Origin of the sequence: Cellulomonas sp. T2.31MG-18 (assembly GCF_964266755.1) — a bacterium.
Lineage (GTDB): Bacteria > Actinomycetota > Actinomycetes > Actinomycetales > Cellulomonadaceae > Cellulomonas.
This window is the reverse complement of record NZ_CAXWGW010000003.1, coordinates 418,889-445,394: the sequence shown is the minus strand read 5'-3', so window position 1 is coordinate 445,394 and position 26,506 is coordinate 418,889. Positions and strand designations below refer to the sequence as shown.

Here is a 26,506-nt window from a genome sequence, read left to right as displayed (position 1 = left end):
TGAAGGAGGGATAAGCCCCGGGACGGAATCACGACTAGGTACCCGGCGACGAAGCAGGTCTATTCGCCGCCGGGTACCGTGCCGTGCAACCGGGGCATTCAGGGGCGTCCATATCGGGAGACCAGACCGCCACCCCGTGATCGATTCCGCCTACGGCGAGTGGCGCACGACCTGGCGTCACGCGCGTCGGCAATGCTCAACCGGTTCGGACGTCGAGGTCCCACGATGGGAGACTACGTTCCGAGGCGCGGGCTGATGTGGTGTCGTATGTGCATGCGTGACGACCTTTCCACCACTGCGGCCACGGCCGTGGTGTGTGCGTGTCGTCGCCCCAGCTGTCGCCGCTGAGCTCCTCACCGGCGACGCAGCCGGTCCATGTGCGCTCTGCGCCGCGCCCTCGAGGGTGATCGCCGACCGGTCTGCCCGGGATCGACCAGTCCACTCGTTGCACCCCCGAGAAGAGGCACCCCATGCACGTTCGTCACCTGCGCACCGCCCTGATCGCCGCCGCCCTCGTGGTGGGCCTGGGTGCCTGCTCGTCCACGGGCGTGTCCGGTGCCTCGGGCTCCACCGCCGCGGCCGGGTCGGCCACCGCGGCCGCCGGTTCCGACCAGTCCCTGGCCACGGTGCAGAAGGCCGGCGTGATCACCTTCGGCACCGAGGGTACCTACAAGCCGTTCAGCTTCCACGCGGACGGTGGCGGCGACCTGACCGGGTTCGACGTCGAGGTGGCCCGCGCCGTCGCCGGCAAGCTGGGGGTCAAGGCGGCGTTCGCCGAGACGCAGTGGGACGCGATCTTCGCCGGGCTGGACGCCGGGCGGTTCGACGCGATCACCAACCAGGTGTCGATCACCTCCGAGCGGCAGGCGAAGTACGAGTTCTCCACGCCGTACACGGTGTCCACCGGGGTGGTCGTCGTGAAGGCGGACAACACCTCGATCACCTCGTTCGACTCGCTCAAGGGCAAGACCACCGCCCAGTCGCTGACCAGCAACTGGTACAAGCTCGCCCAGTCCAGCGGCGCCGACGTGCAGTCCGTCGAGGGCTGGGCGCAGTCCGTCGCGCTGGTCCAGCAGGGCCGCGTCGACGCGACGATCAACGACAAGCTCACCTACCTCGACTACGTGAAGACGAACGGCCAGTCCGGCCTGAAGATCGCCGCCGAGACCACCGACAAGAGCCAGAGCGCGGTCGCCCTGAAGAAGGGCGCCACCGCCCTGACCCAGGCGGTCGACAAGGCGCTGCAGCAGCTGGCCGACGACGGCACGCTCACGTCGATCTCGCAGAAGTACTTCGGCGCCGACGTGACCAAGTAGCCGATGCTCGCCGCCGCCGGGGTGCTGCCCACCGTCCTGCGCACCGTGCTTCCCACCACGGTTCCAGGCGGAGCGCTGTCCGCGGTCGACTGGGGGCTCGTCGCCCGGTCGGCACCGACCATCGTGCTCGGTGCCGTCCGGGGGACCATCCCGCTCGCGCTGCTGTCCTTCGCGGTCGGCATGGTGATCGCCGTGGGCGTGGCGCTGCTGCGGCTGTCCCGCAACCCGGTGGCCCGCGGCATCGGCCGCGCCTACGTCTCGGTGGTGCGTGGCACACCGCTGCTGGTGCAGCTGTTCGTCATCTTCTACGGCCTGCCCTCGATCGGGCTGGTGATCAACCCGTGGCCCAGCGCGGTGATCGCGTTCGCGCTGAACGTCGGCGGGTACGCGGCGGAGATCGTCCGGGCGGCGATCCTGTCCGTGCCGCAGGGGCAGTGGGAGGCGGCCTACGTGATCGGCATGTCCCACCGCCGCACGCTGGGGCGGATCATCCTGCCGCAGGCCGCCCGGGTGTCCGTGCCCCCGCTGTCCAACACCTTCATCAGCCTGGTGAAGGACACGTCGTTGGCGTCGTTGATCCTGGTCACCGAGCTGTTCCGGGAGGCGCAGAAGATCGCCGCGTTCAGCAGTGAGTTCATGCTGCTCTACCTCGAGGCGGCGCTCGTGTACTGGCTGATCTGCCTGGTGCTGTCCGCCGGGCAGTCCCGCCTGGAGACCCGGTTGGAGCGTCATGTCGCCCGTTGAGCCCACCGACGCCGGGCCCGCTGGGCCCGCCACCGCTCAGCCCGTCGGGTCCGCAGCGGCGGAGCCCGTCGTCACCGTCACCGACCTGCACAAGGCGTTCGGTGCGGTGCGGGTGCTCGACGGCGTCGACCTGACCGTGCACCGCGGCGAGGTGCTGGCCGTGATCGGCTCCTCCGGCTCGGGGAAGACGACGCTGCTGCGCTGCCTCAACGGCCTCGAGACAGCCGACTCCGGGGTGGTCGAGATCGCCGGCGGCGCCCGCGTCGACTTCGGCACCCGTCCCAGCCGCCGCGAGGTGCACGCGCTGCGCGACCGCTCCGCGATGGTGTTCCAGCACCACCACCTGTTCCCGCACAAGACCGTGCTGCAGAACGTGATCGAGGGGCCGGTGGTCGTGCAGCGGCGGCCGCGCGCCGAGGCCGTGCGGGACGCCGAGGAGCTGCTCGAGCGCGTGGGCCTGGCGGACAAGCGCGACGTGTACCCGGTGCAGCTGTCCGGTGGTCAGCAGCAACGCGTCGGCATCGTCCGGGCGCTGGCGCTGCGACCGCAGCTGCTGCTGTTCGACGAGCCCACGTCGGCGCTCGACCCGGAGCTGGTGGGCGAGGTGCTCTCGCTCATCGTCGAGCTGGCGCGCGAGGGCTGGACCATGGTGGTGGTCACCCACGAGCTCCAGTTCGCCCGCGAGGTGGCGCACCGGGTGGCGTTCGTCGACGCGGGGCGCATCGCGGAGATCGGCCCGCCGGAGCAGGTGCTGCGCGAGCCGCAGCAGGAGCGCACCCGGCAGTTCGTGCACCGACTCCTGCACCCCTTCTGATAAGCCGACAGCGCCACTGATTCTCGCGATCAGCCAAGAACTTTGGGGCTAGCTAGCGCCTGGCCCTCCCGTGCGCGGCGAGGTTCGCTGCCGTGCCGTCCGCCCGCTGTCGGATCAAGACCTCATCTGGACTTCCGTCCCGAAGTCGGCCGTGCCTATTCTCGGGCGACGGGGTCTGCTACCCGCTGAGGTGTGCACGGTCACGGAGGCTCCCGGCCTCAGGGGAAGAGCCGGGAGCCTCCTTCCGGACCATGGGACCGATCCGTGCGGCGCCGGGGGCAGGCAGTGATCGCGTCCAGGCGCGACGGTCTGTGACTAATGGCGGCGGTATCTGCTGCCGCGAAGGACCTGCACGGGCGTTGACGGCCGCACTGAGGGCCGGTTGCGGACGACGATGCCTGGCTCGCTCGTCTCGACGGCGCATATGCCCGACGTGCGCGCTCCGCAGTCGACCCTCACCCACGACGCCGTGCCGACCGTGACGTCATGATTGCGCGTGCGCCAGTGGCGTGCAGTTTCGTTCAGCTCTGGCCCGACCGGCATCGACGCTGGACGTCTCGACAGCGTCGGCCGATGACTGACGGGCCGCTGCCAAACCAGAGGGGCCGGTCTACAGCCGGTCGTCGCCGAGCGCGTTGCGTAGCGTGTCGAGGGCTCCCGGGACGAGCCGGTAGTAGACCCACGTCCCGCGGCGATCACCCGTCACCATCCCCGCCTCCCGCAGCACCTTCATGTGGTGGGAGACGGTGGGCTGGCTCAGGCCGAGGGGCTCGGTCAGGTCGCAGACGCAGGCTTCGCCAGACTCGTGCGCCGCGATCATCGACAGCAGCCGTAGTCGCGCAGGGTCGGCCAACGCCTTGAACCGCAGCGCGAGATCACCGGCGCGCGCAGATCCCATCGGAGTGCGCACCAGTGGCGAAGAGCACGAGCTCACGTCCGTCAGCGGCAGCGGAGTGCTCATCGTGGTCATCGCGCCAGTATCCGGCCTTGATTGACACTTGTCGATCCAGGCCCGCTACTGTGGATCGAGAGACGTCGATCCAGACGCCTGGTACCGCGATGGAGGTTGCAGTGGAGGTCGCCGTGCAGAAGAAGACGATCGAAGTGTTCGAGCCGGCGATGTGCTGCAGCACCGGGGTGTGCGGGCCGGACGTGCCGCAGGATCTGGTGACGTTCTCGGCGGACGTGGACTGGGTGCGCCGCAACGGCGCGGAGGTCTACCGGTACAACCTGGCCTCCACCCCCGTCGCGTTCACGAATCGCGCGGAGGTGCTCGACTTCATGAAGGTCTCCGGTTCGGAGGGGCTGCCTCTCGTGCTCGTCGACGGGACCATCGCGATGGCCGGCCGCTACCCGGACCGGTCGGACCTGGCGCGGTGGGTCGGCCGTCCCGTTCCGGCGCCGATGGTGAGGTCGCTGCCGCTGACCGGAGCCGGCGCTGCTGGCTCGAGCTGCTGCGGCGGTGGCGAGTGCTGCTGACCTCGCCGGCGAAGCCGAGGTTCCTCGTCGACGCGCCGCGGTACCTGTTCCTGACCGGCAAGGGTGGCGTCGGCAAGACGTCGGTGGCCTGTGCCGCGGCGATTGCGCTGGCCGGTGCCGGGAAGCGGGTGCTGCTGGTCAGCACCGACCCGGCGTCCAATGTCGGCCACGTGTTCGGCCTGGTCATCGGGGACAAGGTCACCGCGATCCCGGACATGCCAGGCCTGACGGCGCTGGAGATCGACCCGGTGCAGGCGGCCGCGGCGTACCGGGAGACGATCGTCGGACCCGTTCGTGGGTTGCTGCCGGCCACGGAGGTCGCGCTGATCGAGGAGCAGCTGTCCGGGGCGTGCACCACCGAGATCGCCTCCTTCAACGAGTTCACCGCGCTGCTCACGCAGGACACGCCCGACGTCGACCACGTCGTGTTCGACACCGCGCCGACGGGGCACACCATCCGGCTCCTGCAGCTGCCCACCTCCTGGACGCAGTTCCTCGACGCGGGCAAGGGAGATGCCTCCTGCCTGGGCCCGCTGGCCGGGCTCGACAAGCAACGGTCCGTCTATGCCGCGGCCGTCGCGGCACTGGCCGACCCGGCTCGCACCCGCCTGGTCCTGGTCACCCGCGCCCAGCGGGCGGCTGTCGCGGAGGTGGCGCGCACCCACGACGAGCTCGCCGCCCTCGGCATGACCCACCAGCACCTCGTCGTGAACGCCGTCTTGCCGCGCCCGACCGGCGCCGATGCACTTGCCCGGTCGGTCTACGGCCGGGAGCAGGCAGTCCTGGCGGCGCTTCCTCCGACGCTTGCGGCACTGCCGCGCGACGAGCTGGTCCTTCGCGGGTCGGACATCGTCGGCTTGGAAGCCCTGGAGCACCTGTTCGAGACCCCGACGCCTGGCGAGACGACGTCGGTCGCCGAGCGGAGCCCGGCACCGCCGGGAGCGCAGCCTCTGAGGGTGTTGATCGACACGCTGGCCACCGACGGGCACGGCCTGGTGATGGCCATGGGTAAGGGGGGTGTTGGCAAGACGACGATCGCTGCCGCCATCGCTGTCGGGCTCGCCGAGCGAGGCCTGCCCGTGCTGCTGACGACCACCGACCCCGCCGCGCACCTGGACCAGACCCTCGCCGGATCGCTCCCCGGCCTCGAGCTGTCACGCATCGACCCGGTCGCCGAGACGGAGCGCTACCGGACTACCGTGCTCGCCACCAAGGGCGCCACGCTCGACGACGCCGGCCGCGTCAGCCTCGAGGAGGACCTGCGCTCCCCATGCACGGAGGAGATCGCGGTGTTCCAGGCGTTCTCCCGGGTGGTGAACGAAGGCCGCCGCCGGTTCGTGGTCCTGGACACCGCCCCTACGGGGCACACCCTGCTGCTGCTGGACGCCACCGGCTCCTACCACCGCGACATCACCCGCCAACTGGCTGGCACCGCCGGAACGTTCACCACGCCCCTGATGCGCCTGCAGGACCGCGCCCACACGAAGATGCTGATCGTCACCCTGGCCGAGGCCACGCCGGTCCTTGAAGCAGAGGCGCTGGCCGAGGACCTGGCCCGTGCCGGCATCCACCCGTGGGCGTGGGTGATCAACGACTCGCTGGCCGCCGCCGACACGGACGACCCACTGCTGCTGCGGCGGGCGGAGAACGAACGAGTGCAGATCCATCGGGTGCTCGATCACGACGCCGAGCGGTGCGCGCTGGTGCCGCTGCTGGCGGGCGAACCGGTCGGGGTTCCGGCACTGCGAAGTCTGGCCGTCGCCGATCTTGATCAGGCTGCCGCGCTCTGACCAGCGTTCCCGGCTCGCTCACCGCGAGCTGAGCGCGTCCACACCGAGCTGGTCGAGGAGATGGTGGACGCGGCGCTCAATGTCGTCGCGCACGCGGCGTACGCCGTCCAGGTCGAGGTCGGCGGGGTCGTCGAGGTCCCAGTCCTCGTAGCGCTTGCTGGGGAAGAGCGGGCAGGCGTCTCCGCAGCCCATGGTGATGACGACGTCCGCGGCGCGCAGGACCTCGTCGGTCCACGGCTTGGGGAACTCGTGGGAGATGTCGATGCCGCGCTCGGCCATCGCAGCGACAGCAGTCGGGTTGACTCGCTCGCCGGGTTCGGAGCCGCCCGACCAGGCCACGGCGCCCTCGCCGGCGAGCTTCTGGAAGAACCCGAGTGCCATCTGCGAGCGGCCGGCGTTCTGCACGCACAGGAAAAGTACGACGGGCTTGCCGTCGCTCACCTTGCCCTCGAGCCGGGCGAGGGCGTCCAGGCGCTGCTGGGCGAACCGCTCGGCGAGCAGCGGCAGGTAGTTCGCGATCGTGGCGCGACCCGCGAACTGGTCGTACGCCGAATGCAGGAACCGCTCGATCGTCTCGGCGCCGAAGGTGCCCTCGTACCGGCCCTCCAGGCGCTCGGCCGCGGTGCGCAGGGCGTGGCGTTGATCGATGGTGAGGTCGGGTTGCGTGGTGGACATCGTCGTCCTCCTGGTCAGTTCAAGACGAGCCGCGGCGCCAGATCGACGACGCGACGCTCCAGCTCGGTGATGGCGTCATCGAACGCTGAGACGTCGCCGGCCGGGACCGGGTCGGGGATCGACCAGTGCGCATCGGCGTCGGCACCGATCTCCTCGTGCGCGCGATCGCAGACCGTGATGACAAGGTCATCCGCCTGGCGAACCTCATCGATGCGTCGGGGGTGTTCGTCGCCCAGCTGGAGCTTGTGGCGCGATGCCGCGGCGATGGCGCCTGCGGCGAGCGAGGCCGCCGGGTGCGTGCCTGCCGAGGTCGCAGGAATAGTGCTGGTGCGCCGCCAGAGTGCGACGGCCAGGTGCGAGCGCGCGGAGTTGGCGGTGCAGATGAACAGCACCCGGCGGGGGCGCGGGAGGGGGTCCGCGAACGGCCCGAGGTCGCTGGGCAGCAGGCGCAGGTATGTGCGGCGCCGGTCTCCCTCGGAGCGGGTGCGCTCGAGGAGGCCGTGCTCGACCAAGACGTTCACGTGGTGTGCGAGCAGGTTGGACGGCATCGCCAGCTCCGCGGCCAGCTCGGACGGGGACGCGTCGCCCCGCGAGAGCAGCTCGACGACGGCCAGCCGTCCAGGGTCGGACAGCGCGGCATGCAACGCCGCTCGCCGTTCGACCTGAGCCATCCACTCACTGTTCATTGAGTCAATGTTGACTGAGGGAGTGGCGCCAGTCAAGATGTGCGCCGTGACCCCTCCTTCACGCCCACTCGGAGCGCGCCGTCCGGTCGTGCGCAGGCTCGCCGCCGAGCTCGTCGGCACCGGGCTCCTCGTCGCCGTCGTCATCGGCTCCGGCATCGCGGCCGTGCGTCTGTCGCCGCATGACGTCGGGCTGCAGCTGCTCGAGAACAGCCTCGCGACGGCCTTCGGACTAGCGGTGCTGATCACCATGCTTGCCCCGCTGTCTGGCGCGCACCTGAACCCGGTCGTCTCGTTCGCGGACTGGTGGCTGGGTCGCGGTGCCGGGGGCCTGACGCTGAGCGAAGCTGGCCAGTACTCGATCGCGCAGGTCCTGGGCGCGATCCTCGGGGCTGTGCTGGCCAACACGATGTTCGGCGTCGGGACGGCGGTCCCGACGACGGGCCGGAACGGAGGCGGGCTGATGCTCGGGGAGGTGGTGGCAACCGCCGGCCTGGTGGCGCTGGTCTTCGCGCTCGCGCGCACCGGCCGGGCGGCGTTGGCCGCCCCCGCGGTCGGGGCGTGGATCGGTGCGGCCTACTGGTTCACCAGCTCGACGTCGTTCGCGAACCCCGCCGTCACGATCGGGCGCGTCTTCACGAACACCTTCGCGGGCATCGCCCCCGGATCCGTGGTGCCGTTCGTCGCCGCGCAGGCCCTGGGCGCGGTCCTCGGCGTCGCTGCCGCGGTCGTGCTCTACCCAGCAGACGTGCACGAGCAGGCGCCGGTCCCCGAGCGGACGTCCGAGGCGCTGACGTCTGGGATCCAGGCATGACCAGGCGCAAGCCGACTGTCCTGTTCGTCTGCATGCACAACGCCGGTCGATCCCAGCTCGCCGCCGGCCTCGCCACCGCCCGGGGCGGTGACCAGCTGCGCGTGACGTCAGCCGGCCTCGACCCGGAGGACCACGTCAGCGAGGAGGTCATCGCGTCGCTGGCCGAGCACGGCATCGACTGGTCCGGCCGCACGCCGACCAAGCTCACCGCCCAGGCTGTCGCAGACGCGGATGTCGTCATCGCGCTCAAGCCCGGGCTCGACCTACCGGTTGTCGAGGGTGTCCGGTACGAGACCTGGCCCCTGCCCGACCCGGCCGGCTGGGACGTGGACGGCATCCGACCCTTGCGCGAGCACCTGGAGCGGCGGATCGCCGCGCTCTTGACCGACCTGAACACCATCACTGAGGAGCACCTATGAGCGTCACCGACAAGCCCAGCGTCCTGTTCGTCTGCGTCCACAATGCGGGCCGCTCCCAGATGGCCGCGGGCTTCCTGTCCGCACTGTCCGGTGGGGCGGTCGAGGTCCGCTCGGCCGGGTCGATGCCCGCCGACCAGGTCAACCCGGTCGCGGTCGCAGCGATGGCCGAGGCAGGCATCGACATCACAGCCGAGCGTCCGAAGGTCCTGACCACCGAGGCCGTCCAGGCCTCCGACGTCGTCGTGACGATGGGATGCGGCGACGCGTGCCCGATCTTCCCGGGCAAGCGCTACGAGGACTGGCAGCTCGACGACCCGGCCGGGCAGGGCATCGACGCGGTGCGCCCGATCCGCGACGAGATCCGCACCCGCATCCTGGGCCTGCTCGACGAGCTCGGCGTCGCGCCGGTTCTGGCGTGACGATGAGTGCGCAGTCCATCCGTGACGTCGTCGTCGTCGGATCCGGGCCCGCCGGCTACACCGCAGCGATCTACGCCGCGCGTGCCGGCCTGGCGCCCGTGGTCATCGCCGGGTCGGTGACCGCCGGCGGCGCGCTGATGAACACCACCGAGGTGGAGAACTTCCCCGGGTTCCCGGAGGGCATCCAGGGACCCGAGCTCATGGAGGCCATGCAGAAGCAGGCCGAGAAGTTCGGCTCCGAGGTGGTCTGGGACGACGCGACCTCCGTCGACCTCACGGGGCCGGTCAAGACGATCGTCACCGGCGGCGGCGAGACCTACCGAGCCCGCGCCGTCATCCTCTCCACCGGCTCCGCCTACCGGGAGCTGGGCCTGTCGGACGAGAAGCGGCTGTCCGGCCGCGGCGTCTCGTGGTGCGCCACCTGCGACGGCTTCTTCTTCCGTGACCAGGACATCGTCGTGGTCGGCGGCGGGGACTCCGCGGTCGAGGAGGCCACGTTCCTCACCCGCTTCGGCCGGACCGTCACCATGGTGCACCGCCGCGACCAGCTGCGGGCGTCCAAGATCATGGCGGACCGCGCGCACAACGACCCGAAGATCCGGTTCGCGTGGAACAGCGAGGTCGTCGGCATCCAGGGTGCAGACAAGGTGACCGGGGTGGTGCTGAAGGACACGCTCACCGGCAAGACCCGGCAGCTGGCTGCCGGCGGGCTGTTCGTGGCCATCGGCCACGTGCCGCGCACCGAACTGCTGGTCGGCCAGGTGGACCTGGACGAGAACGGGTACGTGCAGGTCGTCGGGCGCAGCACGGCCACCAACCTCACCGGTGTGTTCGCCTGCGGCGACGTGGTGGACCACACCTACCGGCAGGCCATCACCGCCGCCGGATCCGGCTGCTCCGCAGCGCTGGACGCCCAGCACTACCTCGCCGGACTCGGTGAGGCCGTCGACTCGATGCCAACCACCGAAGCCGTCGCCCTCGTGAAGGAGATCAGATGAGCGCCACCAGCCCCGTGACCGACGAGACGTTCGATGCCGAGGTGCTCGCCTCGCCGATCCCTGTGGTCGTCGACTTCTGGGCGCCGTGGTGCGGGCCGTGCCGCCTGGTCGCACCGGTACTTGAGGAGCTGGCCGTGACCTACGAGGGCCGCGTGAAGATCGTCAAGCTCAACGCAGACGAGAACCCGCGGGTCACCACGGACTGCGGGGTGGTGTCGATCCCGACGCTCAACTTCTACTCCGGGGGCGAGCTCGTGAAGTCGGTCATCGGCGCCCACCCGAAGGCCTTCATCGCGCAGGAGCTCGAGGAGCTGCTCGCCCTCGTCTGACCCGAGCGCACCCAGCGCAGGAGAGAGGAACGTCCATGCACGTCGTGGCCGTCGGCGGGAGCGATGCGGGCATCGCCGCCGCCTTGCGTGCGCGCGAGCTCGACCCGGGCTGTGAAGTCACGGTGATCGTCGCCGACGCCTACCCGAACTTCTCCATCTGCGGAATCCCGTACTACGTGGCCGGCGACGTCGCGCACTGGTCGAACCTCGCACACCGCAGCATCGCCGACCTCGAGGCCACCGGGATGCGGCTCCTACACGCCGCCGCTCGGCTCGCCGTGGGACGCGGTGCAGGTTGCCGCCCAGGCCTGGGTGTCCGAATTCGGTCGCCCCCGCGCATAGCCGCCGTCGAGGCACAGGAGATCGCGAGGGGCAGCGGCGGCCTCGTCCTGACTCTGCCAGCTGAACGTCCGTGCCCCCGTGGGGCAGCCCATCAGATGATCTGCGCGCCGGGAGATCTTCCACGTATCTTCCACGACGACCTAAACCCGCAGGTCAGACGGTGCCCCGAGTGGGATTCGAACCCACACTGGATCGGGTTTGAGCCGAACGCCTCTGCCGGTTGGGCTATCGGGGCCGTGCTGCGAAGGATAGTGCCCGTGGTGAGCACCACACGGCCGGCTGCGGTGGGCACGAGGGCCCTGGCCACGACGCCGACTAGGCTGTGCCCGTGAGCCCGAAGGACACGCCCGGCGCGGCAGCCGACCTCGACCTGACCACCCCGACCCGCACCGAGGCCGAGCGCCCGGCGCCGGGGGCCCGGCCCGCGCGGCGCGCAGTGGTCGCCGAGGACGAGGCACTGATCCGCATGGACGTCGTCGAGACGCTGCGGGACGCCGGTTTCGAGGTCGTCGGCGAGGCGGGGAACGGCGAGGAGGCCTTCGCGCTCGCCACGGAGCTCAAGCCGGACGTCGTCGTGATGGACGTGAAGATGCCCGTCCTCGACGGAATCTCCGCGGCCGAGAAGATCGGCAAGGCGCACCTCGCGCCGGTCGTGCTGCTGACGGCGTTCTCCCAGACCGACCTGGTCGAGCGGGCTCGTGACGCCGGCGCGATGGCGTACGTCGTCAAGCCGTTCAGCCCAGCGGACCTGCTGCCGGCGGTCGAGATCGCGATCTCCCGCTACGCGCAGATCACGGCGCTCGAGTCGGAGGTCGCGGACCTCGCGGAGCGGTTCGAGACCCGCAAGCGGGTGGACCGTGCCAAGGGTCTGCTGATGACCAAGATGGGCCTGACGGAGCCGGAGTCGTTCCGCTGGATCCAGAAGACGTCGATGGACCGGCGGCTGACGATGCGCGAGGTCGCCGACGCCGTCATCGAGCAGGTCGGCGGGGGCAGCGCCTCCTGAGCTCGTGCGGCCTTGCGCCGCGTCTCCCCCCGAAGTGGGACTGGCCCTCCAGGTGGACAGTGGTCCATGATCGTCGAGGCGCACCGCGGGGGCACAGTGAGCCGTGGCCAGAGCCGGTCCCTGCGAGGAGGTACGAGCAGCCGTGCGTCCAGGTGTCCTGACCAGAGCAGCCCGCGTCGAGGACGTCACCGAGCTCGTCAGCCTGTGCCTGGAGGCGCGGGCGGAGCTCATGGTCGGCGCGCAGCTCTGCACGGATGACCCCGTACGGCTGCGCGAGCAGCTGTTGATGCTGCTCAACGCCCCGGGCGGCGTCATCGTCGTCGCGACGCTCGACGAGAGGGTCGACGGCCTCCTGCTGGCGCGCATCGTCGGCCCCGGACCGTTCACGGACGCCGTCGTCCTCACCCTCGAGTCGCTGTACGTGCGCCACAGCGCTCGTCGTCGCGGACTGGGCCACGCCCTGCTGCTGGCTGCGGTCGACATCGCCGACCAGGCCGGCGCCCTGGAGGTCTTCGCGTCGCCGTTGCCGGGAGCCCGCGGCATGCACAGGTTCCTCGCGCAGGCGGGTTTCGCCCCGGCCGCCGCCCATCGCGTCGTCACGACGGCCGCTCTCGCGCGGCGCCTGACCCAGGACCCGGTCACGTCGGCCGGCGCCGGACGGCGACCCTCACGGCACGGTCTCGAGGACCTGATCGCCCGTCGCCGCCAGGCCCGTGCGCGGGAGGAGGACCCGCTCGCCCCCGTGGCGGCGACCGGCACCCACGGCGCCCGTCAGTCGCGGATGTCGATCAGCATGCAGGTCACCCGGGCGGTGCAGAGCCGTCGTCCGCCGTCGTCGTCCACCGTCACCTCGTAGGTCGCCAGCGAACGACCCAGGTGCACGGCGGTCGCCACCGCGTGCACCCAGCCCTCACGGGCCGAGCGATGGTGCGTGGCGTTCAGCTCGATGCCCACGGTCGCGCGGCCTTCCCCGGCGTGCCGCTGCGCGGCGAACGAGGCCAGCGTCTCGGCGAGCACGGCGGAGGCGCCACCGTGCAGCAGCCCGAACGGCTGGGTGTTGCCGGCGACGGGCATGCGTCCCTCGGCGCGCTCGGCGGTCACCCTGGTCACCTCGATGCCCATGCGTTCGAGGAGGGTTCCGGCGGTCGAGGCGGTGTCGGACATGGCAGATAGGTTGGCACCCGTGAGCCAGACGCAGCCAGCGACCGTGACCGCTCCAGGCCCCGGGCAGCGTCCCCGGCTCCTGCTGATCGACGGTCACTCGATGGCCTACCGGGCCTTCTTCGCGCTCCCCGTGGACAAGTTCGCCACGTCGACCGGTCAGCCGACCAACGCGGTGTTCGGGTTCACGTCGATGCTGGCCAACCTGCTGCGCGACGAGATCCCGACGCACGTCGCCGTCGCGTTCGACGTCGGTCGGACCACGTTCCGCTCCGAGACGTACGAGCAGTACAAGGCGAACCGGGACGCGAGCCCCGAGCCGTTCCGCGGGCAGGTGGACATCATCCGCAGGCTGCTCGACACGCTGCACATCCAGGTCCTGGAGAAGGCCGGCTTCGAGGCGGACGACGTGCTCGCCACCCTGGCGTCCCAGGGTCGTGACCAGGACATGGACGTGCTGATCTGCTCCGGCGACCGGGACTCCTTCCAGCTGGTCGGCCCGCACGTCACGGTGCTGTACCCCGTGCGCGGTGTCTCCGAGCTGAGCCGCATGACGCCCGAGGCCGTGGAGGAGCGGTACGGCCTGCCGCCGCACCTGTACCCGGACCTCGCGGCGCTGGTGGGGGAGACGAGCGACAACCTGCCCGGCGTGCCGGGGGTGGGCCCCAAGACGGCGGCCAAGTGGGTGCTCGGCTACGGCGGTCTGGACGGGGTCGTCGCCGCCGCGGACACGATCCCGGGAAAGGCCGGTGAGTCGCTGCGCGCCAACCTCGAGCAGGTGCAGCTGAACCGGCGCCTGAACCGGCTGGTGGACGACCTCGACCTGCCGCTGGGCCCCGAGGACCTCGCCGTACGCCCTTGGGACCGGCAGGCGCTCCACACGATCCTCGACGAGCTCGAGTTCCGGACTCTGCGCGACCGCCTGTTCGCGATGCTCCCGGACGAGCGCCCGGAGCAGGCGCCGGTCGCCGGTGGAGCGCTGGACCTCGTGTCGGTCGGAGCCGGCGGTCTCGGGACCTGGCTGACGGACCGCGCCGGGCAGGTGCTCGGGGTCGACGTCCGCGGCTCCGGTGCGCCGGCGGGCGGCGACGCCTGGGGCATCGCGCTCGCCGACGCTGCGGGGGAGGCGGTCGCGTTCGACCTCGCGGAGATCGACCCCGCGGACGAGGCCGCGCTGGCGACCTGGCTGGCGGACCCGGATGCGCCGAAGTCCCTGCACGGCGCCAAGGAGTCGTGGCACGCGCTGATGGGTCGGGGTCTGCCTCTGGCCGGGGTGGTGTTCGACACCGAGCTGGCGGCATACCTGTGCCAGCCGGACCGGCGCGCGTACGACCTCCCGGACCTCGCGATCGGCTACCTGCGGCGGGAGCTCGGTTCCGACGACGGGGCCTCGGGTGCGCAGGGGTCGCTGGACCTGGCCCTCGACGGCGCCGGGGAGGGTCGTCGGGCGGCCGTACGGGCCGCCGCCGTCCGCGACCTGACCGAGGTGCTCGGAGCCGAGCTGGTGGACCGCGGTGCGCGTCGACTGCTCGACGACGTGGAGCTGCCGCTGCAGGCGGTGCTCAGCCGGATGGAACGGACCGGCATCGGCGTGGACGGCGAGTACCTGTCCGGCCTCGAGCGTGAGTTCGACCACCAGGTGCAGGCCGCGGCCGCGGACGCGTACGCGGTGATCGGCCGCGAGGTGAACCTCGGCTCGCCGAAGCAGCTGCAGGAGGTGCTGTTCGACCAGCTCGGCATGCCGCGGACCAAGAAGATCAAGACCGGGTACACCACCGACGCGGCGGCCCTGACCGACCTGTTCGCGCGGACCCAGCACCCGTTCCTCGAGCACCTGCTGGCGCACCGCGACGCCATCCGGCTGCGTCAGACGGTCGAGGGGCTGCTGCGGTCGGTCGCACCCGACTCACGCATCCACACGACGTTCCAGCAGACCATCGCCGCGACCGGCCGGCTGTCCTCCGCGGACCCGAACCTGCAGAACATCCCCATCCGCACCGAGGCGGGACGGCAGATCCGCCGGGCCTTCGTGGTGACGGACCCGTTCGCCACGCTCCTCACGGCGGACTACTCGCAGATCGAGATGCGGATCATGGCGCACCTCTCGGGTGACGAGGGGCTGATCGAGGCGTTCCGCAGCGGCGAGGACCTGCACAGCTACGTCGCCTCGCACGTGTTCTCGGTCCCCACCGACCAGGTGACGCCGGCGATGCGGTCCAAGATCAAGGCGATGAGCTACGGCCTGGCCTACGGGCTCTCCTCGTACGGCCTGTCGCAGCAGCTGTCGATCGACGTCTCGGAGGCGTCGGCGCTGATGGCCGACTACTTCTCCCGGTTCGGTGGGGTCCGTGACTACCTGACCGGCGTGGTCGACGAGGCTCGCGCCACCGGGTACACGGCCACGATCCTCGGGCGGCGTCGGTACCTGCCCGACCTGTCGAGCGACAACCGAGCCAGGCGGGACGCCGCAGAACGGATGGCCCTGAACGCACCCATCCAGGGCAGTGCTGCCGACCTGATCAAGATCGCCATGCTCGGTGTGGACCGGGAGCTCGCCCGCCGCGGGCTGCGGTCCCGTCTGCTGCTCCAGGTGCACGACGAGCTGGTGCTGGAGGTCGCGCCGGGCGAGGAGCAGGAGCTGGAGTCCCTCGTCCGCGAGCAGATGGGCGCCGCGGGGGACCGGGTGCCGGGCGGCCCTCTCGAGGTGCCGCTCGACGTCTCGGTCGGAACGGGTTCCAGCTGGCACGAGGCCGGTCACTGACCGTCGGCAGGACGCCGTGCCACGGCCGGTCGGCCGCACCACCCGTCGAGCGGGGTCAGTCCGGTCGGTGGGCGCTGACGATCAGGGTCCCGGGAAGCTGGGCACCCCGTACCGGTCCCCAACCGCCCCACGTGCGGGTGTGCCCGGCCGGCCACTCCGGTTCGAGCAGCCCGTCCAGCACGAGTCCGGCAGCCAGGACGTCGGCGACCAGCTCGCTCAACGTCCGGTGGTACTCGGCGTAGAGCACGCGGCCGCTGGAAGCCGTCTCGACGTACGGTCGGCGGTCGAAGTACGACCGCGTGGCCGTGAGCCCGCCGACTCCGGGGTCGTCGGGGAAGGGCCACCGCAGCGGGTGCGTGGTGCTGAACACCCACCGCCCGCCCGGTCGCAGCACGCGCGCCACCTCGGCGTGCACCCTGCCGGGGTCGGGGACGAAGGGCAGCGCCCCGAACGACGTGAAGGCGACGTCGAAGCTCGCGTCGGGGAAGGGCAGTGCCCGGGCGTCCGCCTGGGCGGTCGGGACCCGGATGCCGCAGGCACGGTCCAGCGCCGCCGCGGCCCGCAGCATCCCGGCCGACACGTCGGTCGCCACCACCTGGAGCCCGCGGCTCGTAAGCCACCGGGAGCACTGCGCGGCACCGGCACCGACCTCGAGCACGCGCGACGACGCCGGATGGAGCTCGCCGAGCAGGTGGCGGTCGGCCTCACGCAGGCCCTCCGGGCACCAGACGAAGTCCGCGGCGCCCAGGAAGTCGCCGTGCTCCTGGAGGTACTCCTCGGCGTTCGCGTCCCACCAGCGGCGCGACGCCCGGCCGCCCTCCTCGTCGGGGACGTCTCGGTACCCGGCCTCCGCGAGCTCGTCGTCCTCCGTCGCCGCCATGCCCCCATCCTGCCGGGCGCGCCTGGGACGACGGTCCGGCCGGTGCCGTTCCACCTCTGACTACGCTGGACGCGCGGCGAGCCCGACGGCGTGCCCCGCAGATCAGCTGGGGTGGACCGGACAACGAAGGAGTGCGTCAGGTGCGAGTCGGACTGCTGACCGGGGGCGGCGACGTCCCCGGCCTCAACGCCGCGATCCGCGCGGTCGTCAAGCGTGGCGAGGGGGAGCACGGTCACACGATCGTGGGCTTCCGCAACGGCTGGAAGGGCGTGGCGGACGGCGACGTGCAGCCGCTCGGCCGCCAGGACATCAGGAACGTGCTGGCGACGGGCGGCACGCTGCTCGGCACCGCACGCTTCCACCCGCACCGCAACGAGGGCGGCGTCGAGGCGGTGCTCACCACGCTCGAGGCGGAGCGCATCGACGCGCTGATCTGCATCGGTGGCGACGGCACGCTGGACGCCGCGAGCAAGATCTCCGAGGCCGGCATCAACGTGATCGGCATCCCCAAGACGATCGACAACGACGTCTGGGGAACGGACTACTCGATCGGCTTCGACACCGCCGTGACGATCGCGACCGAGGCTGTCGACCGCATCCACACCACGGCCGAGAGCCACAACCGCGTGATGATCGTCGAGGTGATGGGTCGGCACGCCGGGTGGATCGCCGTGACCTCGGGCATCGCCGGTGGCGCCGAGCTGGTGCTGGCCCCGGAGGAACCCTTCGACATCGAGAAGGTCACCCGCTTCCTCAAGCACCGGCACCGGGCGCACGCCAGCTTCTCCATCGTCGTCGCGGCCGAGGGTGCGGTCCCCGCACCGGGCACGGCCATGCACTACGAGACCGAGGTCGGCAAGTTCGGAGAGATCGTCGCCGGCGCCATCGGTGAGCGACTGAAGTCCGAGATCGAGACCCGGACGGGCTTCGACACGCGCGTGACGGTGCTCGGGCACGTGCAGCGTGGGGGCATCCCGACGGCGTTCGACCGGATCCTCGCGTCCCGCTTCGGCGTGGCGGCGATCGACGCCGCCACCGAGGGGCGCTCGGACGTGATGACGGCCATCCACGGCGAGCGGGTGGACCTGGTGCCGATCGCCGACATCGCCGGCAAGGTGAAGTACGTGCCCGACCAGATGCTGGCGGTGGCGCGGGCGCTCGCCTGAGCGGCCGAGCCGCGTCGCGCGGCACCAACCACGACTTGGCCGGCACCGCCGTGCACCGATAAGGTGGACGGCGGTGCCGCGGGCCCACGTGCCCTCCGACCGGCTCAGCCGGTGCGGGGGAAGGTTCGGTGGCGGTCGGCGGTTACCACCACATCACCATCCATCTGTCCGAACTACTCCCTGTCCGCATCGGAGCCCACCCCTACATGAGCATCTCCACCCCCGCGAAGCCCACCTCGCAGCAGGTCGCGGTCAACGACATCGGCACGGCCGAGGACTTCATGGCGGCGATCGACGCCACCATCAAGTACTTCAACGACGGCGACATCGTCGAAGGCGTGATCGTCAAGGTCGACCGTGACGAGGTTCTTCTCGACATCGGCTACAAGACCGAGGGCGTCATCCCCTCCCGCGAGCTGTCCATCAAGCACGACGTGGACCCCGGTGAGGTCGTCAAGGTCGGCGACGAGGTCGAGGCCCTGGTCCTCCAGAAGGAGGACAAGGAGGGTCGTCTGATCCTGTCCAAGAAGCGCGCCCAGTACGAGCGCGCCTGGGGCACGATCGAGAAGATCAAGGAGGAGGACGGCGTCGTCACCGGCACCGTCATCGAGGTGGTCAAGGGTGGCCTGATCCTCGACATCGGCCTGCGCGGCTTCCTGCCCGCGTCGCTCGTCGAGATGCGCCGGGTCCGCGACCTCCAGCCGTACGTCGGCAAGGAGATCGAGGCCAAGATCATCGAGCTCGACAAGAACCGCAACAACGTGGTCCTGTCGCGCCGCGCCTGGCTCGAGCAGACGCAGTCCGAGGTCCGCTCCACGTTCCTGCAGACGCTGCAGAAGGGCCAGGTCCGGCCGGGCGTCGTGTCCTCGATCGTCAACTTCGGTGCGTTCGTCGACCTGGGCGGCGTGGACGGTCTCGTGCACGTCTCCGAGCTGTCTTGGAAGCACATCGACCACCCGTCCGAGGTCGTCGAGGTGGGCCAGGAGGTCACGGTCGAGGTTCTCGACGTCGACTTCGACCGCGAGCGTGTCTCCCTGTCGCTGAAGGCGACGCAGGAGGACCCGTGGCAGGCCTTCGCCCGCACGCACGCCATCGGCCAGGTCGTGCCCGGCAAGGTCACCAAGCTCGTCCCGTTCGGTGCGTTCGTGCGCGTCGAGGACGGCATCGAGGGCCTGGTGCACATCTCCGAGCTGGCCGTGCGCCACGTGGAGATCCCGGAGCAGGTCGTGCAGGTCGGCGACGACGTGTTCGTCAAGGTCATCGACATCGACCTGGAGCGCCGCCGCATCTCCCTGTCGCTCAAGCAGGCGAACGAGGGCTTCGACCCCACCTCCGAGGACTTCGACCCCGCGCTGTACGGCATGGCGGCCGAGTACGACGAGCAGGGCAACTACAAGTACCCCGAGGGCTTCGACCCGACGACGTCCGAGTGGCTCGAGGGCTACGAGGCTCAGCGCGAGGCGTGGGAGGCCCAGTACGCGGCCGCTCACGACCGCTGGGAGGCCCACCGCAAGCAGGTTGCGGCCGCTGCTGCGGCCGACGCCGAGGCGGCCACCGGCGGCGAGTCGTCGTCCGGCTCGGTGCCGACGACCTACTCGTCGGTGTCCGACGAGGCGACCGGCACGCTGGCCTCGGACGAGGCGCTCGCCGCTCTGCGGGAGAAGCTGACCGGCAACTGACCCGGTCCTGCGGTCGATCGACGGCCGGTCACCTCTCGGGGTGGCCGGCCGTCGGCGTCTCCGCCGTTCGGCTTCGCCGGCAGGCTCGGCTCGGCGGAGAGCACGCCGAGCCGACGCATGGAGCGCTGCGGCAGGGCACGATGGGCTGATGCAGAGGATCGGGCTCACCGGTGGGATCGCGGCAGGCAAGTCCGTCGCGGCGCGGCGCTTCATCGAGCTCGGCGCGGTGGTCATCGACGCCGATGCCCTGGCGCGCGAGGTGGTCGCGCCAGGGACGCTCGGTCTGGAGCAGGTCGTCGAGACGTTCGGCCCGGAGGTGCTCGCGGCGGACGGCAGCCTGGACCGGGCCGCTCTGGCGGCGCGAGTCTTCGGTGACGCGGAGGCTCGGCGGCGGCTCGAGGCGCTGCTGCACCCTCAGGTCCGGCGGCTCGCGGCCGAGCGTGAGGCGGCTGCGGCGGCGGTCGACCCCGACGCGGTCGTCGTCCACGACATCCCGCTCCTGGTGGAGACAGGGCAGGCGGAGACCTTCGGCATGGTCGTCGTGGTGCATGCGCCGCAGGAGCAGCGGGTCAGCCGGCTCGTCGACGGCCGCGGCATGCCGGAGCCGGAGGCGCGGGCACGGGTTGCCGCGCAGGCCGACGACGATGCGCGGCTCGCTGCCGCCGACGTCGTGCTGGACGGGACGGGCACCGACGACGAGCTGCGACACGAGGTGGACGTCCTGTGGTCCCGTCTCGCACAGGAGCGCTCCGCCGAACGGGACGCGGACCTGGCATCCGCCGAGGAGCATCGCCTGCGCTAGACGCCGCCCACGGCTGCCCCGGCTGCGGCGCCCGACACGCGCACGACGGGTCCACCGGCACGACCACGCGCACCGCTAGCGTCTCCCCGGACATCGGCGGGACGTGGGGTGGTGCAGGATGCGGCGTGGCGCAGCGCTCGCGACGGCTTCGCTGTCCGTGCTCCTCTCGCTGGCCCTCGGTACGTCCGCGGTGGCTCTGCGCGAGGAGCCTCAGGCGCGCGTCGAACGTGCCGCGGTGGAGGCGCACGACGTCCCGTCGGGTGCGCTGCGGGCCGAGCAGCTGGCCGCCCTGCCGCGCCCCGCCGCCACCACCGTTCCGGCGGCGGTCGGGGACGAGCCGCAGGCGATCGTGGACGACGGGCGCGGGGCCGACGGGTCGCCGACCGACACGTCGTCACTTCCCGAGGCGCAGCCCGCACCGGCGCCCACGGCGGCACCACCGCCACCGCCACCGCCGGCCGCCGACGCTGCAGCGCCGGACTGCGCAGCGCTCGCATGCGTCGCCCTCACGTTCGACGACGGGCCGGGGCCGGACACGGGGAGGCTGCTGGACGAGCTGGCGGCCCGCGGCGTGCACGCCACCTTCTTCGTCGTCGGCCGGCAGATCGCGAAGCAGCCCGGCGCCGTGGCGCGCGAGGTCGCCGCGGGACACGTGGTCGGCAACCACACCTGGGACCACGCGATGCTCCCCGGCCTGAGTGACGAGGCTGTCGCCGCGGAGCTCGACAGCACGTCGCAGGCCATCGTCGCGGAGGGTGCAGCCGCTCCGACCCTGGCACGGCCTCCCTACGGCTCCCTGTCACCGTCGGTCACGCAGGCCTTCGAGAGCCGCGGGATGGCGGGAGTGCTCTGGGACGTCGACACGGAGGACTGGAAGAACCGTGACGCCGGTGTCACCACCGAGCGGGCTCTTGCCGGTGCGCACCCGGGGGCGATCATCCTGATGCACGACATCCGCCCGTCGACCGTCGATGCGGTGCCCGGCCTGGTGGATGCGCTCCGCGCGCGCGGGTTCACGCTGGTCACCGTCCCGCAGCTGCTCGGCGCCCCCGCCGCCGGAGCCGTGTACGACCACCGATGAACGGACCTTGGCGCGGACGGGTCGATCTGCCAATCTGATGCGCGATCGGGCGCAAGTCTTCGGACCGAACGTCCGATAAGAAGTCGAGGAGGCGAGGACGCCTCTCCGGCCCGCAACGGGCCGCACGTGAACGGAAGGCGGTGTGGCCTTGTCGTCGGTGGGGACCAGAGGCTGGGCGGCTCGGCCGTGGCAGTCCAAGGCATCGGTGTCCGTCGCCTCCGCGTCGATCGACGTCCCGCGCATGCTGGAGCTGGCGACCGCCGGTGCGCGCGGCATCGAGGACGACCGGGGCTGGGTGACGGTCGGGCCGCGGACCCCGGTCCGCGTCGACTTCCTGATGCGCGACCTGGCCCGGCCGGAGGCCGGCGAGATCATGCGGTTCCGGGTCGAGGCCGAGCGCGCGGCGGGCCGGGTGACGGCTCGGTCGGCGATCGAGTCCTTCACGGTGAAGGACTCCGGCGTCGGGGGCCTGGTGCCGGTGGCCAACCGACGGCTGATCGGGTTCTCCGCGTACCAGGCGTTCATGGAGCGCTTCGCGGCGATGGTGCAGGCGGACGACATCTACTCGGTGGTCTCGTTCACCAGCGGCCGCTGACACCGCGGGCCGCTCGGGTCGGCGGTCCCGGTCCGGGCCGTCGGCGACCGTGTCGGTGGCCCGACGTACGGTGGGCGCATGCGTCCCGTCACCGACCTGCAGCGGACGGTCGCGCCGTTCGAGGTGATCTCCGAGTACACCCCTAGCGGCGACCAGCCGACCGCGATCGCCGAGCTGACCCGCCGCCTCAAGGCGGGGGAGAAGGACGTGGTGCTGCTCGGCGCCACCGGCACCGGCAAGTCCGCCACGACGGCGTGGCTGATCGAGCAGGTGCAGCGACCGACGCTGGTGATGGCGCCCAACAAGACCCTCGCGGCACAGCTGGCCACGGAGTTTCGCGAGCTGCTGCCGAACAACGCCGTCGAGTACTTCGTCTCGTACTACGACTACTACCAGCCCGAGGCGTACATCGCGCAGACGGACACCTACATCGAGAAGGACTCGTCGATCAACGACGAGGTGGAACGGCTGCGGCACTCGGCGACCAGCTCCCTGCTCACCCGCCGTGACGTCGTCGTGGTGGCGACCGTCAGCTGCATCTACGGGCTCGGTACGCCGCAGGAGTACGTCGACCGCATGGTGACGCTCAACGTCGGCGACCAGGTGGACCGGGACCAGCTGCTGCGCCGGTTCGTCACCATGCAGTACACGCGCAACGACATGGCGTTCACCCGAGGGACGTTCCGGGTGCGCGGCGACACCGTGGAGATCATCCCGGTGTACGAGGAGCTCGCGGTCCGGATCGAGTTCTTCGGGGACGAGATCGAGGCGATCGCCACGCTGCACCCCCTGACCGGCGACGTGGTCCGTTCCGAGCAGCAGGTGCACGTGTTCCCCGCGACGCACTACGTCGCCGGCCCGGAGCGCATGGAGCGCGCCATCACCGGCATCGAGTCCGAGCTCGAGCACCGGCTTGCGGAGCTGGAGCGGCAGAACAAGCTCCTCGAGGCGCAGCGGCTTCGGATGCGCACCACCTACGACCTCGAGATGATGCGCCAGATCGGCTCCTGCTCCGGGATCGAGAACTACTCCCGGCACATCGACGGCCGGGCACCCGGCTCCGCGCCGAACACGCTGCTCGACTACTTCCCGGAGGACTTCCTCCTGGTGATCGACGAGTCGCACGTGACGGTGCCGCAGATCGGCGCGATGTTCGAGGGCGACATGTCGCGCAAGCGCGCACTGGTGGACTTCGGGTTCCGCCTGCCGTCCGCGGTGGACAACCGGCCGCTGCGCTGGGAGGAGTTCGTCGAGCGCATCGGGCAGACGGTCTACCTCTCCGCGACGCCGGGCAGCTACGAGCTGTCGATGTCCGACGGCGTGGTGGAGCAGATCATCCGGCCCACCGGCCTGGTGGATCCCCAGGTGGTGGTCAAGCCCACCAAGGGGCAGATCGACGACCTGCTCGCGGAGATCCGTGACCGGGTCGACCGCGACGAGCGCGTCCTGGTCACCACGCTGACCAAGAAGATGGCGGAGGACCTGACCGACTACCTCCTGGAGAAGGGCGTCCGGGTGCGCTACCTGCACTCGGAGGTCGACACCCTGCGTCGCGTCGAGCTGCTGCGCGAGCTGCGGCTGGGCGAGTTCGACGTGCTGGTCGGGATCAACCTGCTGCGCGAGGGCCTCGACCTGCCGGAGGTGTCGCTGGTCGCCATCCTCGATGCGGACAAGGAGGGCTTCCTGCGCTCGGCCACCTCGTTGATCCAGACGATCGGCCGTGCCGCGCGCAACGTGTCCGGCGAGGTGCACATGTACGCCGACCGCATCACGGCCGGGATGGCCACCGCGATCGACGAGACGAACCGCCGACGCGAGAAGCAGGTGGCCTACAACCGCGAGCACGGGATCGACCCGACCCCCCTCCGCAAGCGCATCAACGACATCACCGACCTGCTCGCGCGCGAGGACGCCGACACCGCGGAGCTGCTGGGCGGGGCCGGACGGCAGGCCAGTCGCGGCAAGGCGCCGGTGCCGGGCTTCGGGTCCCGACGCGGACCTCAGGACGAGCGCACGAAGCTCGTCGGTGCGGCAGCCGGGGAGCTGGCGGAGCTCATCCAGGACCTCACCGACCAGATGCACGCGGCCGCCGCCGAGCTGCAGTTCGAGCTGGCGGCCCGGCTGCGCGACGAGATCTCCGGGCTGAAGAAGGAGCTGCGGCAGATGCAGGCCGCCACCGCCTGACCCCGGCCCAGCGCCGGAGGGCAGCGCCGGATCGACCGGCGCAGCGCCGGCGGCCGGCGGTTCGCGGAGCGCATCCCGGAAAGGGTCGCCTACACTGAGCGGCGGAGGGGAGTACTCCCTTACGACGTCATCGTCATCACGGTCGCCAACGAAGCCGGCCCGGTGACGTCGGTCCGGGCAGGTGCGAACGACCAGCCCGCGGCAGAGAAGACCTCCGGTGATCTCGTCATGTGCACCGGAGGTAGTTCCATGGATGTTCCAGGCTGGGTGTGGGCGCTGACCGTGGGCGTCGTCGTCGCGATGCTGGTGGTCGACTACCTGGGCCACGTGCGTGCCGTGCACGAGCCGTCGCTGCGGGAGGCGGCGCGCTGGTCGGCCGTCTACGTCGGGATCGCCGTCGCGTTCGGCGTGCTGGTGTGGGCCGTGTGGGGGTCGGGCCCGGGCGGGGAGTACTTCGCCGGCTACGTGACGGAGAAGAGCCTGTCCGTCGACAACCTCTTCGTCTTCGTCCTGATCATGTCCAGCTTCCGCGTCCCGCGGAGGTACCAGCAGAAGGTGCTGCTCACCGGCATCACCGTCGCCCTGGTGCTGCGCACCGGGTTCATCTTCCTGGGCGCGGCGCTGATCACCCACGCGACCTGGGTGTTCTACGTGTTCGGCGCGGTGCTGCTGTACGCGGCGTGGACCCAGCTGCGGGCCGGCGAGCAGGAGGGCGAGTACCACGAGAACGCGGTCCTGAGGCTGACGCGTCGGGTGTTCCGCGTCACCGACGACTACGCGGGCGACCACCTGGTCGTCCGGCGGGACGGCCGCAGCTGGATCACTCCGATGCTGGTCGTGATGATCGCCATCGGCTCGGCGGACGTGATGTTCGCGGTGGACTCGATCCCGGCGATCTTCGGGCTGACGCAGGAGACGTACCTCGTCTTCGCCGCCAACGCGTTCTCGCTGCTCGGCCTGCGCCAGCTCTTCTTCCTGGTCGACGGCCTCCTCGACAAGCTGGTGTACCTCGCCTACGGCCTCGCCGTGATCCTCGCCTTCATCGGCGTGAAGCTGGTGCTGCATGCGCTGCACACCAACGAGGTGCCGTTCATCAACGGCGGCGAGCACGTCGCCGTCCCGGAGATCCCGACCGCCGCCTCGCTAGTGGTCATCGTGGTCGTCCTGGCCGTGACCACGACGGCCTCCCTGCTGAGCACCCGAGGACGCAACCGTCCCGGCGACGCCCGGAGCGCCGTCACCGCCGCCGACACCGAAGGGGACCCCACCCGATGACCCACGAGATGCCGGTGCCTTTCCAGGTCGTGTCGCTCATCGCGGTCGTCGGTCTGCTCCTGGCGGACCTGGCGGTGATCGGCCGCCGGCCGCACGTGCCGTCCACCCGCGAGAGCCTCCGGTGGGTGGCCGTGTACGTCGTGCTCGCCCTGGTGTTCGCGGCGCTGGTCGGCGTCGTGGGCGGCGCGGTCCCGGCGGGGGAGTTCATCGCGGGCTGGCTGACCGAGTACAGCCTGTCCGTGGACAACCTGTTCGTGTTCGTCCTGATCATGTCCGCGTTCGCGGTGCCGCGGGACCACCAGCAGAAGGTGCTGCTGGTCGGCATCATCATCGCGCTGGTGCTGCGCGGCGGGTTCATCCTCGCGGGTGCCGCGGTGGTGACGCGGTACAGTTGGGTGTTCTACGTGTTCGGCGCGTTCCTGGTGTACACGGCGGTGCACCTGCTGCGGGGCGGCGAGAGCGGTGACGACGAGTACCACGAGAACGTCCTCGTCCGGGCGGCACGCCGGTTCTGGCCGATCTCCCGGGAGTACGACGGCGGCGCGGTGCGCACGGTGGTCGACGGTCGTCGCATGTTCACCCCGCTGCTCGTGGTCTTCCTGGCCATCGGCACGACGGACGTGCTGTTCGCCTTCGACTCCATCCCGGCGATCTTCGGCCTGACGCACGACCCGTTCATCGTCTTCACGTCGAACGTCTTCGCGCTGATGGGTCTGCGCCAGCTGTTCTTCCTGCTCGGCGGCGTGCTGGACCGCATCGTGTACCTGCCGTACGGGCTGGCGGCCATCCTCGGCTTCATCGGTCTGAAGCTGGTCTCGGAGGCGCTCCGGAGCAACACCGTGCCGTTCGTCAACGGCGGCCGTGCGGTCGGCTGGGCGCCGGAGGTGCCGACCTGGGTGTCGCTGGTGGTGATCGCCGGCTCCCTGGGAGTGGCGACCGCTGCGAGCGTCGTGCACGCGAACCGGCACCGCCTGCCGGGCCGGCTCGGGCGCCCGACCGGCGACCGGGCCGACGGGCCGGCGGCCGACGAGACCGGAGCGCTCGAGCGCTGACGGCCTGCCACCGCAGGGCCGTGCGGCCCCTGGCCGACGCCC

The 26,506-nt window shown here is 71.0% G+C and carries 26 protein-coding genes, 1 tRNA gene and 1 pseudogene; 22 read left to right on the top strand and 6 right to left on the bottom strand.

Annotated features, from left to right (window positions below):
* Positions 1-470 precede the first annotated feature (470 nt).
* Genes ACFQTY_RS14230 through ACFQTY_RS14220 form a run of 3 tightly spaced genes read left to right on the top strand, consistent with a single transcriptional unit; the run spans position 471 to position 2,874 of the window.
* Positions 471-1,316 carry an amino acid ABC transporter substrate-binding protein gene (locus ACFQTY_RS14230; RefSeq protein WP_378101544.1) on the top strand — a complete coding sequence of 282 codons (846 nt, stop codon included), beginning with the start codon at positions 471-473 and terminating at the stop codon, positions 1,314-1,316.
* Between the two features lie 3 nt (positions 1,317-1,319).
* Entirely contained in the window at positions 1,320-2,060 is a 741-nt protein-coding gene (locus ACFQTY_RS14225) for an amino acid ABC transporter permease (protein WP_378101541.1), read from the top strand.
* On the top strand, positions 2,047-2,874 hold the full coding sequence (locus ACFQTY_RS14220; protein WP_378101538.1) for an amino acid ABC transporter ATP-binding protein: 828 nt from the start codon (positions 2,047-2,049) through the stop codon (positions 2,872-2,874). Before ACFQTY_RS14225 ends, ACFQTY_RS14220 begins: the two co-directional genes overlap by 14 nt.
* 610 nt (positions 2,875-3,484) lie before the next feature.
* Here ACFQTY_RS14220 and ACFQTY_RS14215 read toward each other — a convergent pair.
* Positions 3,485-3,835, bottom strand: coding sequence for a metalloregulator ArsR/SmtB family transcription factor (locus ACFQTY_RS14215; protein WP_378101826.1), 351 nt, complete (start codon positions 3,833-3,835; stop codon positions 3,485-3,487).
* 110 nt (positions 3,836-3,945) lie between these two features.
* On the opposite strand from ACFQTY_RS14215, the gene arsD reads away from it, so the two are divergent.
* Positions 3,946-4,353, top strand: a complete 408-nt coding sequence (gene arsD, locus ACFQTY_RS14210) for an arsenite efflux transporter metallochaperone ArsD (protein WP_378101536.1) — start codon at positions 3,946-3,948, stop codon at positions 4,351-4,353.
* Positions 4,344-6,143 (top strand): arsenical pump-driving ATPase, encoded by a 1,800-nt coding sequence (gene arsA / locus ACFQTY_RS14205; RefSeq protein WP_378101533.1) that lies wholly within the window; start codon positions 4,344-4,346, stop codon positions 6,141-6,143. Before arsD ends, arsA begins: the two co-directional genes overlap by 10 nt.
* Positions 6,144-6,161: 18 nt before the next feature.
* Here the strand turns inward: arsA and ACFQTY_RS14200 are convergent, their stop codons facing one another.
* Together ACFQTY_RS14200 and ACFQTY_RS14195 are read right to left on the bottom strand one after the other, a co-directional pair.
* Positions 6,162-6,818, bottom strand: coding sequence for an arsenate reductase ArsC (locus tag ACFQTY_RS14200; protein ID WP_378101531.1), 657 nt, complete (start codon positions 6,816-6,818; stop codon positions 6,162-6,164).
* Positions 6,819-6,832: 14 nt separating this feature from the next.
* Positions 6,833-7,489 carry a helix-turn-helix domain-containing protein gene (locus ACFQTY_RS14195; protein ID WP_378101822.1) on the bottom strand — a complete coding sequence of 219 codons (657 nt, stop codon included), beginning with the start codon at positions 7,487-7,489 and terminating at the stop codon, positions 6,833-6,835.
* Between the two features lie 52 nt (positions 7,490-7,541).
* On the opposite strand from ACFQTY_RS14195, the gene ACFQTY_RS14190 reads away from it, so the two are divergent.
* The 6 genes and pseudogenes from ACFQTY_RS14190 to ACFQTY_RS14165 all read left to right on the top strand — a co-directional run.
* Positions 7,542-8,315 carry an aquaporin gene (locus tag ACFQTY_RS14190; protein WP_378101820.1) on the top strand — a complete coding sequence of 258 codons (774 nt, stop codon included), beginning with the start codon at positions 7,542-7,544 and terminating at the stop codon, positions 8,313-8,315.
* Entirely contained in the window at positions 8,312-8,734 is a 423-nt protein-coding gene (locus tag ACFQTY_RS14185; protein ID WP_378101529.1) for a low molecular weight phosphatase family protein, read from the top strand. The genes ACFQTY_RS14190 and ACFQTY_RS14185 overlap by 4 nt, the downstream gene beginning before the upstream one ends.
* Positions 8,731-9,153 carry an arsenate reductase ArsC gene (locus ACFQTY_RS14180; protein ID WP_378101527.1) on the top strand — a complete coding sequence of 141 codons (423 nt, stop codon included), beginning with the start codon at positions 8,731-8,733 and terminating at the stop codon, positions 9,151-9,153. Before ACFQTY_RS14185 ends, ACFQTY_RS14180 begins: the two co-directional genes overlap by 4 nt.
* A gap of 2 nt (positions 9,154-9,155) precedes the next feature.
* The gene (gene trxB / locus ACFQTY_RS14175) at positions 9,156-10,151 is read left to right on the top strand and encodes a thioredoxin-disulfide reductase (protein ID WP_378101525.1); all 996 of its coding nucleotides are present in this window, start codon (positions 9,156-9,158) and stop codon (positions 10,149-10,151) included.
* A complete protein-coding gene (gene trxA / locus ACFQTY_RS14170) occupies positions 10,148-10,480 on the top strand; it encodes a thioredoxin (protein WP_378101523.1) in 333 nt (110 codons plus the stop codon). Before trxB ends, trxA begins: the two co-directional genes overlap by 4 nt.
* Before the next feature lie 35 nt (positions 10,481-10,515).
* Positions 10,516-10,734: pseudogene (locus ACFQTY_RS14165) on the top strand (CoA-disulfide reductase); the annotation flags it as partial.
* A gap of 249 nt (positions 10,735-10,983) precedes the next feature.
* Here ACFQTY_RS14165 and ACFQTY_RS14160 read toward each other — a convergent pair.
* Positions 10,984-11,057, bottom strand: a tRNA-Leu gene (locus ACFQTY_RS14160).
* A 135-nt stretch (positions 11,058-11,192) separates the two neighbouring features.
* Here ACFQTY_RS14160 and ACFQTY_RS14155 point away from each other — a divergent pair.
* The gene (locus ACFQTY_RS14155) at positions 11,193-11,828 is read left to right on the top strand and encodes an ANTAR domain-containing response regulator (RefSeq protein ID WP_378101816.1); all 636 of its coding nucleotides are present in this window, start codon (positions 11,193-11,195) and stop codon (positions 11,826-11,828) included.
* Between the two features lie 142 nt (positions 11,829-11,970).
* Complete coding sequence (locus ACFQTY_RS14150) at positions 11,971-12,684, top strand: GNAT family N-acetyltransferase (protein ID WP_378101521.1); 714 nt, start codon at positions 11,971-11,973, stop codon at positions 12,682-12,684.
* Here ACFQTY_RS14150 and ACFQTY_RS14145 read toward each other — a convergent pair.
* A complete protein-coding gene (locus ACFQTY_RS14145; protein WP_378101519.1) occupies positions 12,600-12,992 on the bottom strand; it encodes a hotdog fold thioesterase in 393 nt (130 codons plus the stop codon). The genes ACFQTY_RS14150 and ACFQTY_RS14145 overlap by 85 nt on opposite strands.
* Between ACFQTY_RS14145 and polA the strand changes: the two genes are divergently transcribed.
* Entirely contained in the window at positions 12,991-15,750 is a 2,760-nt protein-coding gene (polA, locus tag ACFQTY_RS14140) for a DNA polymerase I (protein ID WP_378101517.1), read from the top strand. The two genes, ACFQTY_RS14145 and polA, sit on opposite strands and share 2 nt — an antisense overlap.
* Before the next feature lie 55 nt (positions 15,751-15,805).
* Here the strand turns inward: polA and ACFQTY_RS14135 are convergent, their stop codons facing one another.
* Positions 15,806-16,630, bottom strand: coding sequence for a class I SAM-dependent methyltransferase (locus ACFQTY_RS14135; protein ID WP_378101515.1), 825 nt, complete (start codon positions 16,628-16,630; stop codon positions 15,806-15,808).
* Positions 16,631-16,770: 140 nt separating this feature from the next.
* Here ACFQTY_RS14135 and ACFQTY_RS14130 point away from each other — a divergent pair, with 140 nt between their 5' ends.
* The 8 genes from ACFQTY_RS14130 to ACFQTY_RS14095 all read left to right on the top strand — a co-directional run bounded on the left by ACFQTY_RS14130 (position 16,771) and on the right by ACFQTY_RS14095 (position 26,464).
* On the top strand, positions 16,771-17,796 hold the full coding sequence (locus ACFQTY_RS14130) for a 6-phosphofructokinase (protein WP_291757532.1): 1,026 nt from the start codon (positions 16,771-16,773) through the stop codon (positions 17,794-17,796).
* A 206-nt stretch (positions 17,797-18,002) separates the two neighbouring features.
* Positions 18,003-19,475, top strand: coding sequence for a 30S ribosomal protein S1 (gene rpsA / locus ACFQTY_RS14125; protein ID WP_378101512.1), 1,473 nt, complete (start codon positions 18,003-18,005; stop codon positions 19,473-19,475).
* Between the two features lie 148 nt (positions 19,476-19,623).
* Complete coding sequence (gene coaE / locus ACFQTY_RS14120) at positions 19,624-20,277, top strand: dephospho-CoA kinase (protein WP_378101510.1); 654 nt, start codon at positions 19,624-19,626, stop codon at positions 20,275-20,277.
* Between the two features lie 118 nt (positions 20,278-20,395).
* On the top strand, positions 20,396-21,358 hold the full coding sequence (locus ACFQTY_RS14115) for a polysaccharide deacetylase family protein (RefSeq protein WP_378101508.1): 963 nt from the start codon (positions 20,396-20,398) through the stop codon (positions 21,356-21,358).
* Positions 21,359-21,563: 205 nt separating this feature from the next.
* Positions 21,564-21,953: a hypothetical protein gene (locus tag ACFQTY_RS14110; RefSeq protein ID WP_291757527.1), complete on the top strand. Its 390-nt coding sequence runs from the start codon at positions 21,564-21,566 to the stop codon at positions 21,951-21,953.
* A gap of 78 nt (positions 21,954-22,031) precedes the next feature.
* Positions 22,032-24,137 carry an excinuclease ABC subunit UvrB gene (uvrB, locus tag ACFQTY_RS14105; RefSeq protein WP_378101506.1) on the top strand — a complete coding sequence of 702 codons (2,106 nt, stop codon included), beginning with the start codon at positions 22,032-22,034 and terminating at the stop codon, positions 24,135-24,137.
* Positions 24,138-24,386: 249 nt separating this feature from the next.
* Entirely contained in the window at positions 24,387-25,412 is a 1,026-nt protein-coding gene (locus ACFQTY_RS14100; protein WP_378101504.1) for a TerC family protein, read from the top strand.
* On the top strand, positions 25,409-26,464 hold the full coding sequence (locus ACFQTY_RS14095) for a TerC family protein (protein WP_378101502.1): 1,056 nt from the start codon (positions 25,409-25,411) through the stop codon (positions 26,462-26,464). The genes ACFQTY_RS14100 and ACFQTY_RS14095 overlap by 4 nt, the downstream gene beginning before the upstream one ends.
* The last annotated feature ends 42 nt before the right edge of the window (positions 26,465-26,506 follow it).

Excerpts from the sequence above, each read along its gene's own strand:
- ACFQTY_RS14225 (WP_378101541.1), top strand. The coding sequence starts at position 1,320 with ATGCTCGCCGCCGCCGGGGTGCTGCCCACCGTCCTGCGCACCGTGCTT.
- ACFQTY_RS14220 (WP_378101538.1), top strand. The coding sequence starts at position 2,047 with ATGTCGCCCGTTGAGCCCACCGACGCCGGGCCCGCTGGGCCCGCCACC.
- ACFQTY_RS14145 (WP_378101519.1), bottom strand. The coding sequence starts at position 12,992 with ATGTCCGACACCGCCTCGACCGCCGGAACCCTCCTCGAACGCATGGGC.
- ACFQTY_RS14180 (WP_378101527.1), top strand. The coding sequence starts at position 8,731 with ATGAGCGTCACCGACAAGCCCAGCGTCCTGTTCGTCTGCGTCCACAAT.
- ACFQTY_RS14200 (WP_378101531.1), bottom strand. The coding sequence starts at position 6,818 with ATGTCCACCACGCAACCCGACCTCACCATCGATCAACGCCACGCCCTG.
- trxB (WP_378101525.1), top strand. The coding sequence starts at position 9,156 with ATGAGTGCGCAGTCCATCCGTGACGTCGTCGTCGTCGGATCCGGGCCC.
- ACFQTY_RS14195 (WP_378101822.1), bottom strand. The coding sequence starts at position 7,489 with ATGGCTCAGGTCGAACGGCGAGCGGCGTTGCATGCCGCGCTGTCCGAC.
- rpsA (WP_378101512.1), top strand. The coding sequence starts at position 18,003 with ATGAGCATCTCCACCCCCGCGAAGCCCACCTCGCAGCAGGTCGCGGTC.
- ACFQTY_RS14185 (WP_378101529.1), top strand. The coding sequence starts at position 8,312 with ATGACCAGGCGCAAGCCGACTGTCCTGTTCGTCTGCATGCACAACGCC.
- trxA (WP_378101523.1), top strand. The coding sequence starts at position 10,148 with ATGAGCGCCACCAGCCCCGTGACCGACGAGACGTTCGATGCCGAGGTG.
- ACFQTY_RS14100 (WP_378101504.1), top strand. The coding sequence starts at position 24,387 with ATGGATGTTCCAGGCTGGGTGTGGGCGCTGACCGTGGGCGTCGTCGTC.
- coaE (WP_378101510.1), top strand. The coding sequence starts at position 19,624 with ATGCAGAGGATCGGGCTCACCGGTGGGATCGCGGCAGGCAAGTCCGTC.
- ACFQTY_RS14095 (WP_378101502.1), top strand. The coding sequence starts at position 25,409 with ATGACCCACGAGATGCCGGTGCCTTTCCAGGTCGTGTCGCTCATCGCG.
- uvrB (WP_378101506.1), top strand. The coding sequence starts at position 22,032 with ATGCGTCCCGTCACCGACCTGCAGCGGACGGTCGCGCCGTTCGAGGTG.
- ACFQTY_RS14230 (WP_378101544.1), top strand. The coding sequence starts at position 471 with ATGCACGTTCGTCACCTGCGCACCGCCCTGATCGCCGCCGCCCTCGTG.
- ACFQTY_RS14115 (WP_378101508.1), top strand. The coding sequence starts at position 20,396 with ATGCGGCGTGGCGCAGCGCTCGCGACGGCTTCGCTGTCCGTGCTCCTC.
- ACFQTY_RS14215 (WP_378101826.1), bottom strand. The coding sequence starts at position 3,835 with ATGAGCACTCCGCTGCCGCTGACGGACGTGAGCTCGTGCTCTTCGCCA.
- polA (WP_378101517.1), top strand. The coding sequence starts at position 12,991 with ATGGCAGATAGGTTGGCACCCGTGAGCCAGACGCAGCCAGCGACCGTG.
- ACFQTY_RS14190 (WP_378101820.1), top strand. The coding sequence starts at position 7,542 with ATGTGCGCCGTGACCCCTCCTTCACGCCCACTCGGAGCGCGCCGTCCG.
- ACFQTY_RS14135 (WP_378101515.1), bottom strand. The coding sequence starts at position 16,630 with ATGGCGGCGACGGAGGACGACGAGCTCGCGGAGGCCGGGTACCGAGAC.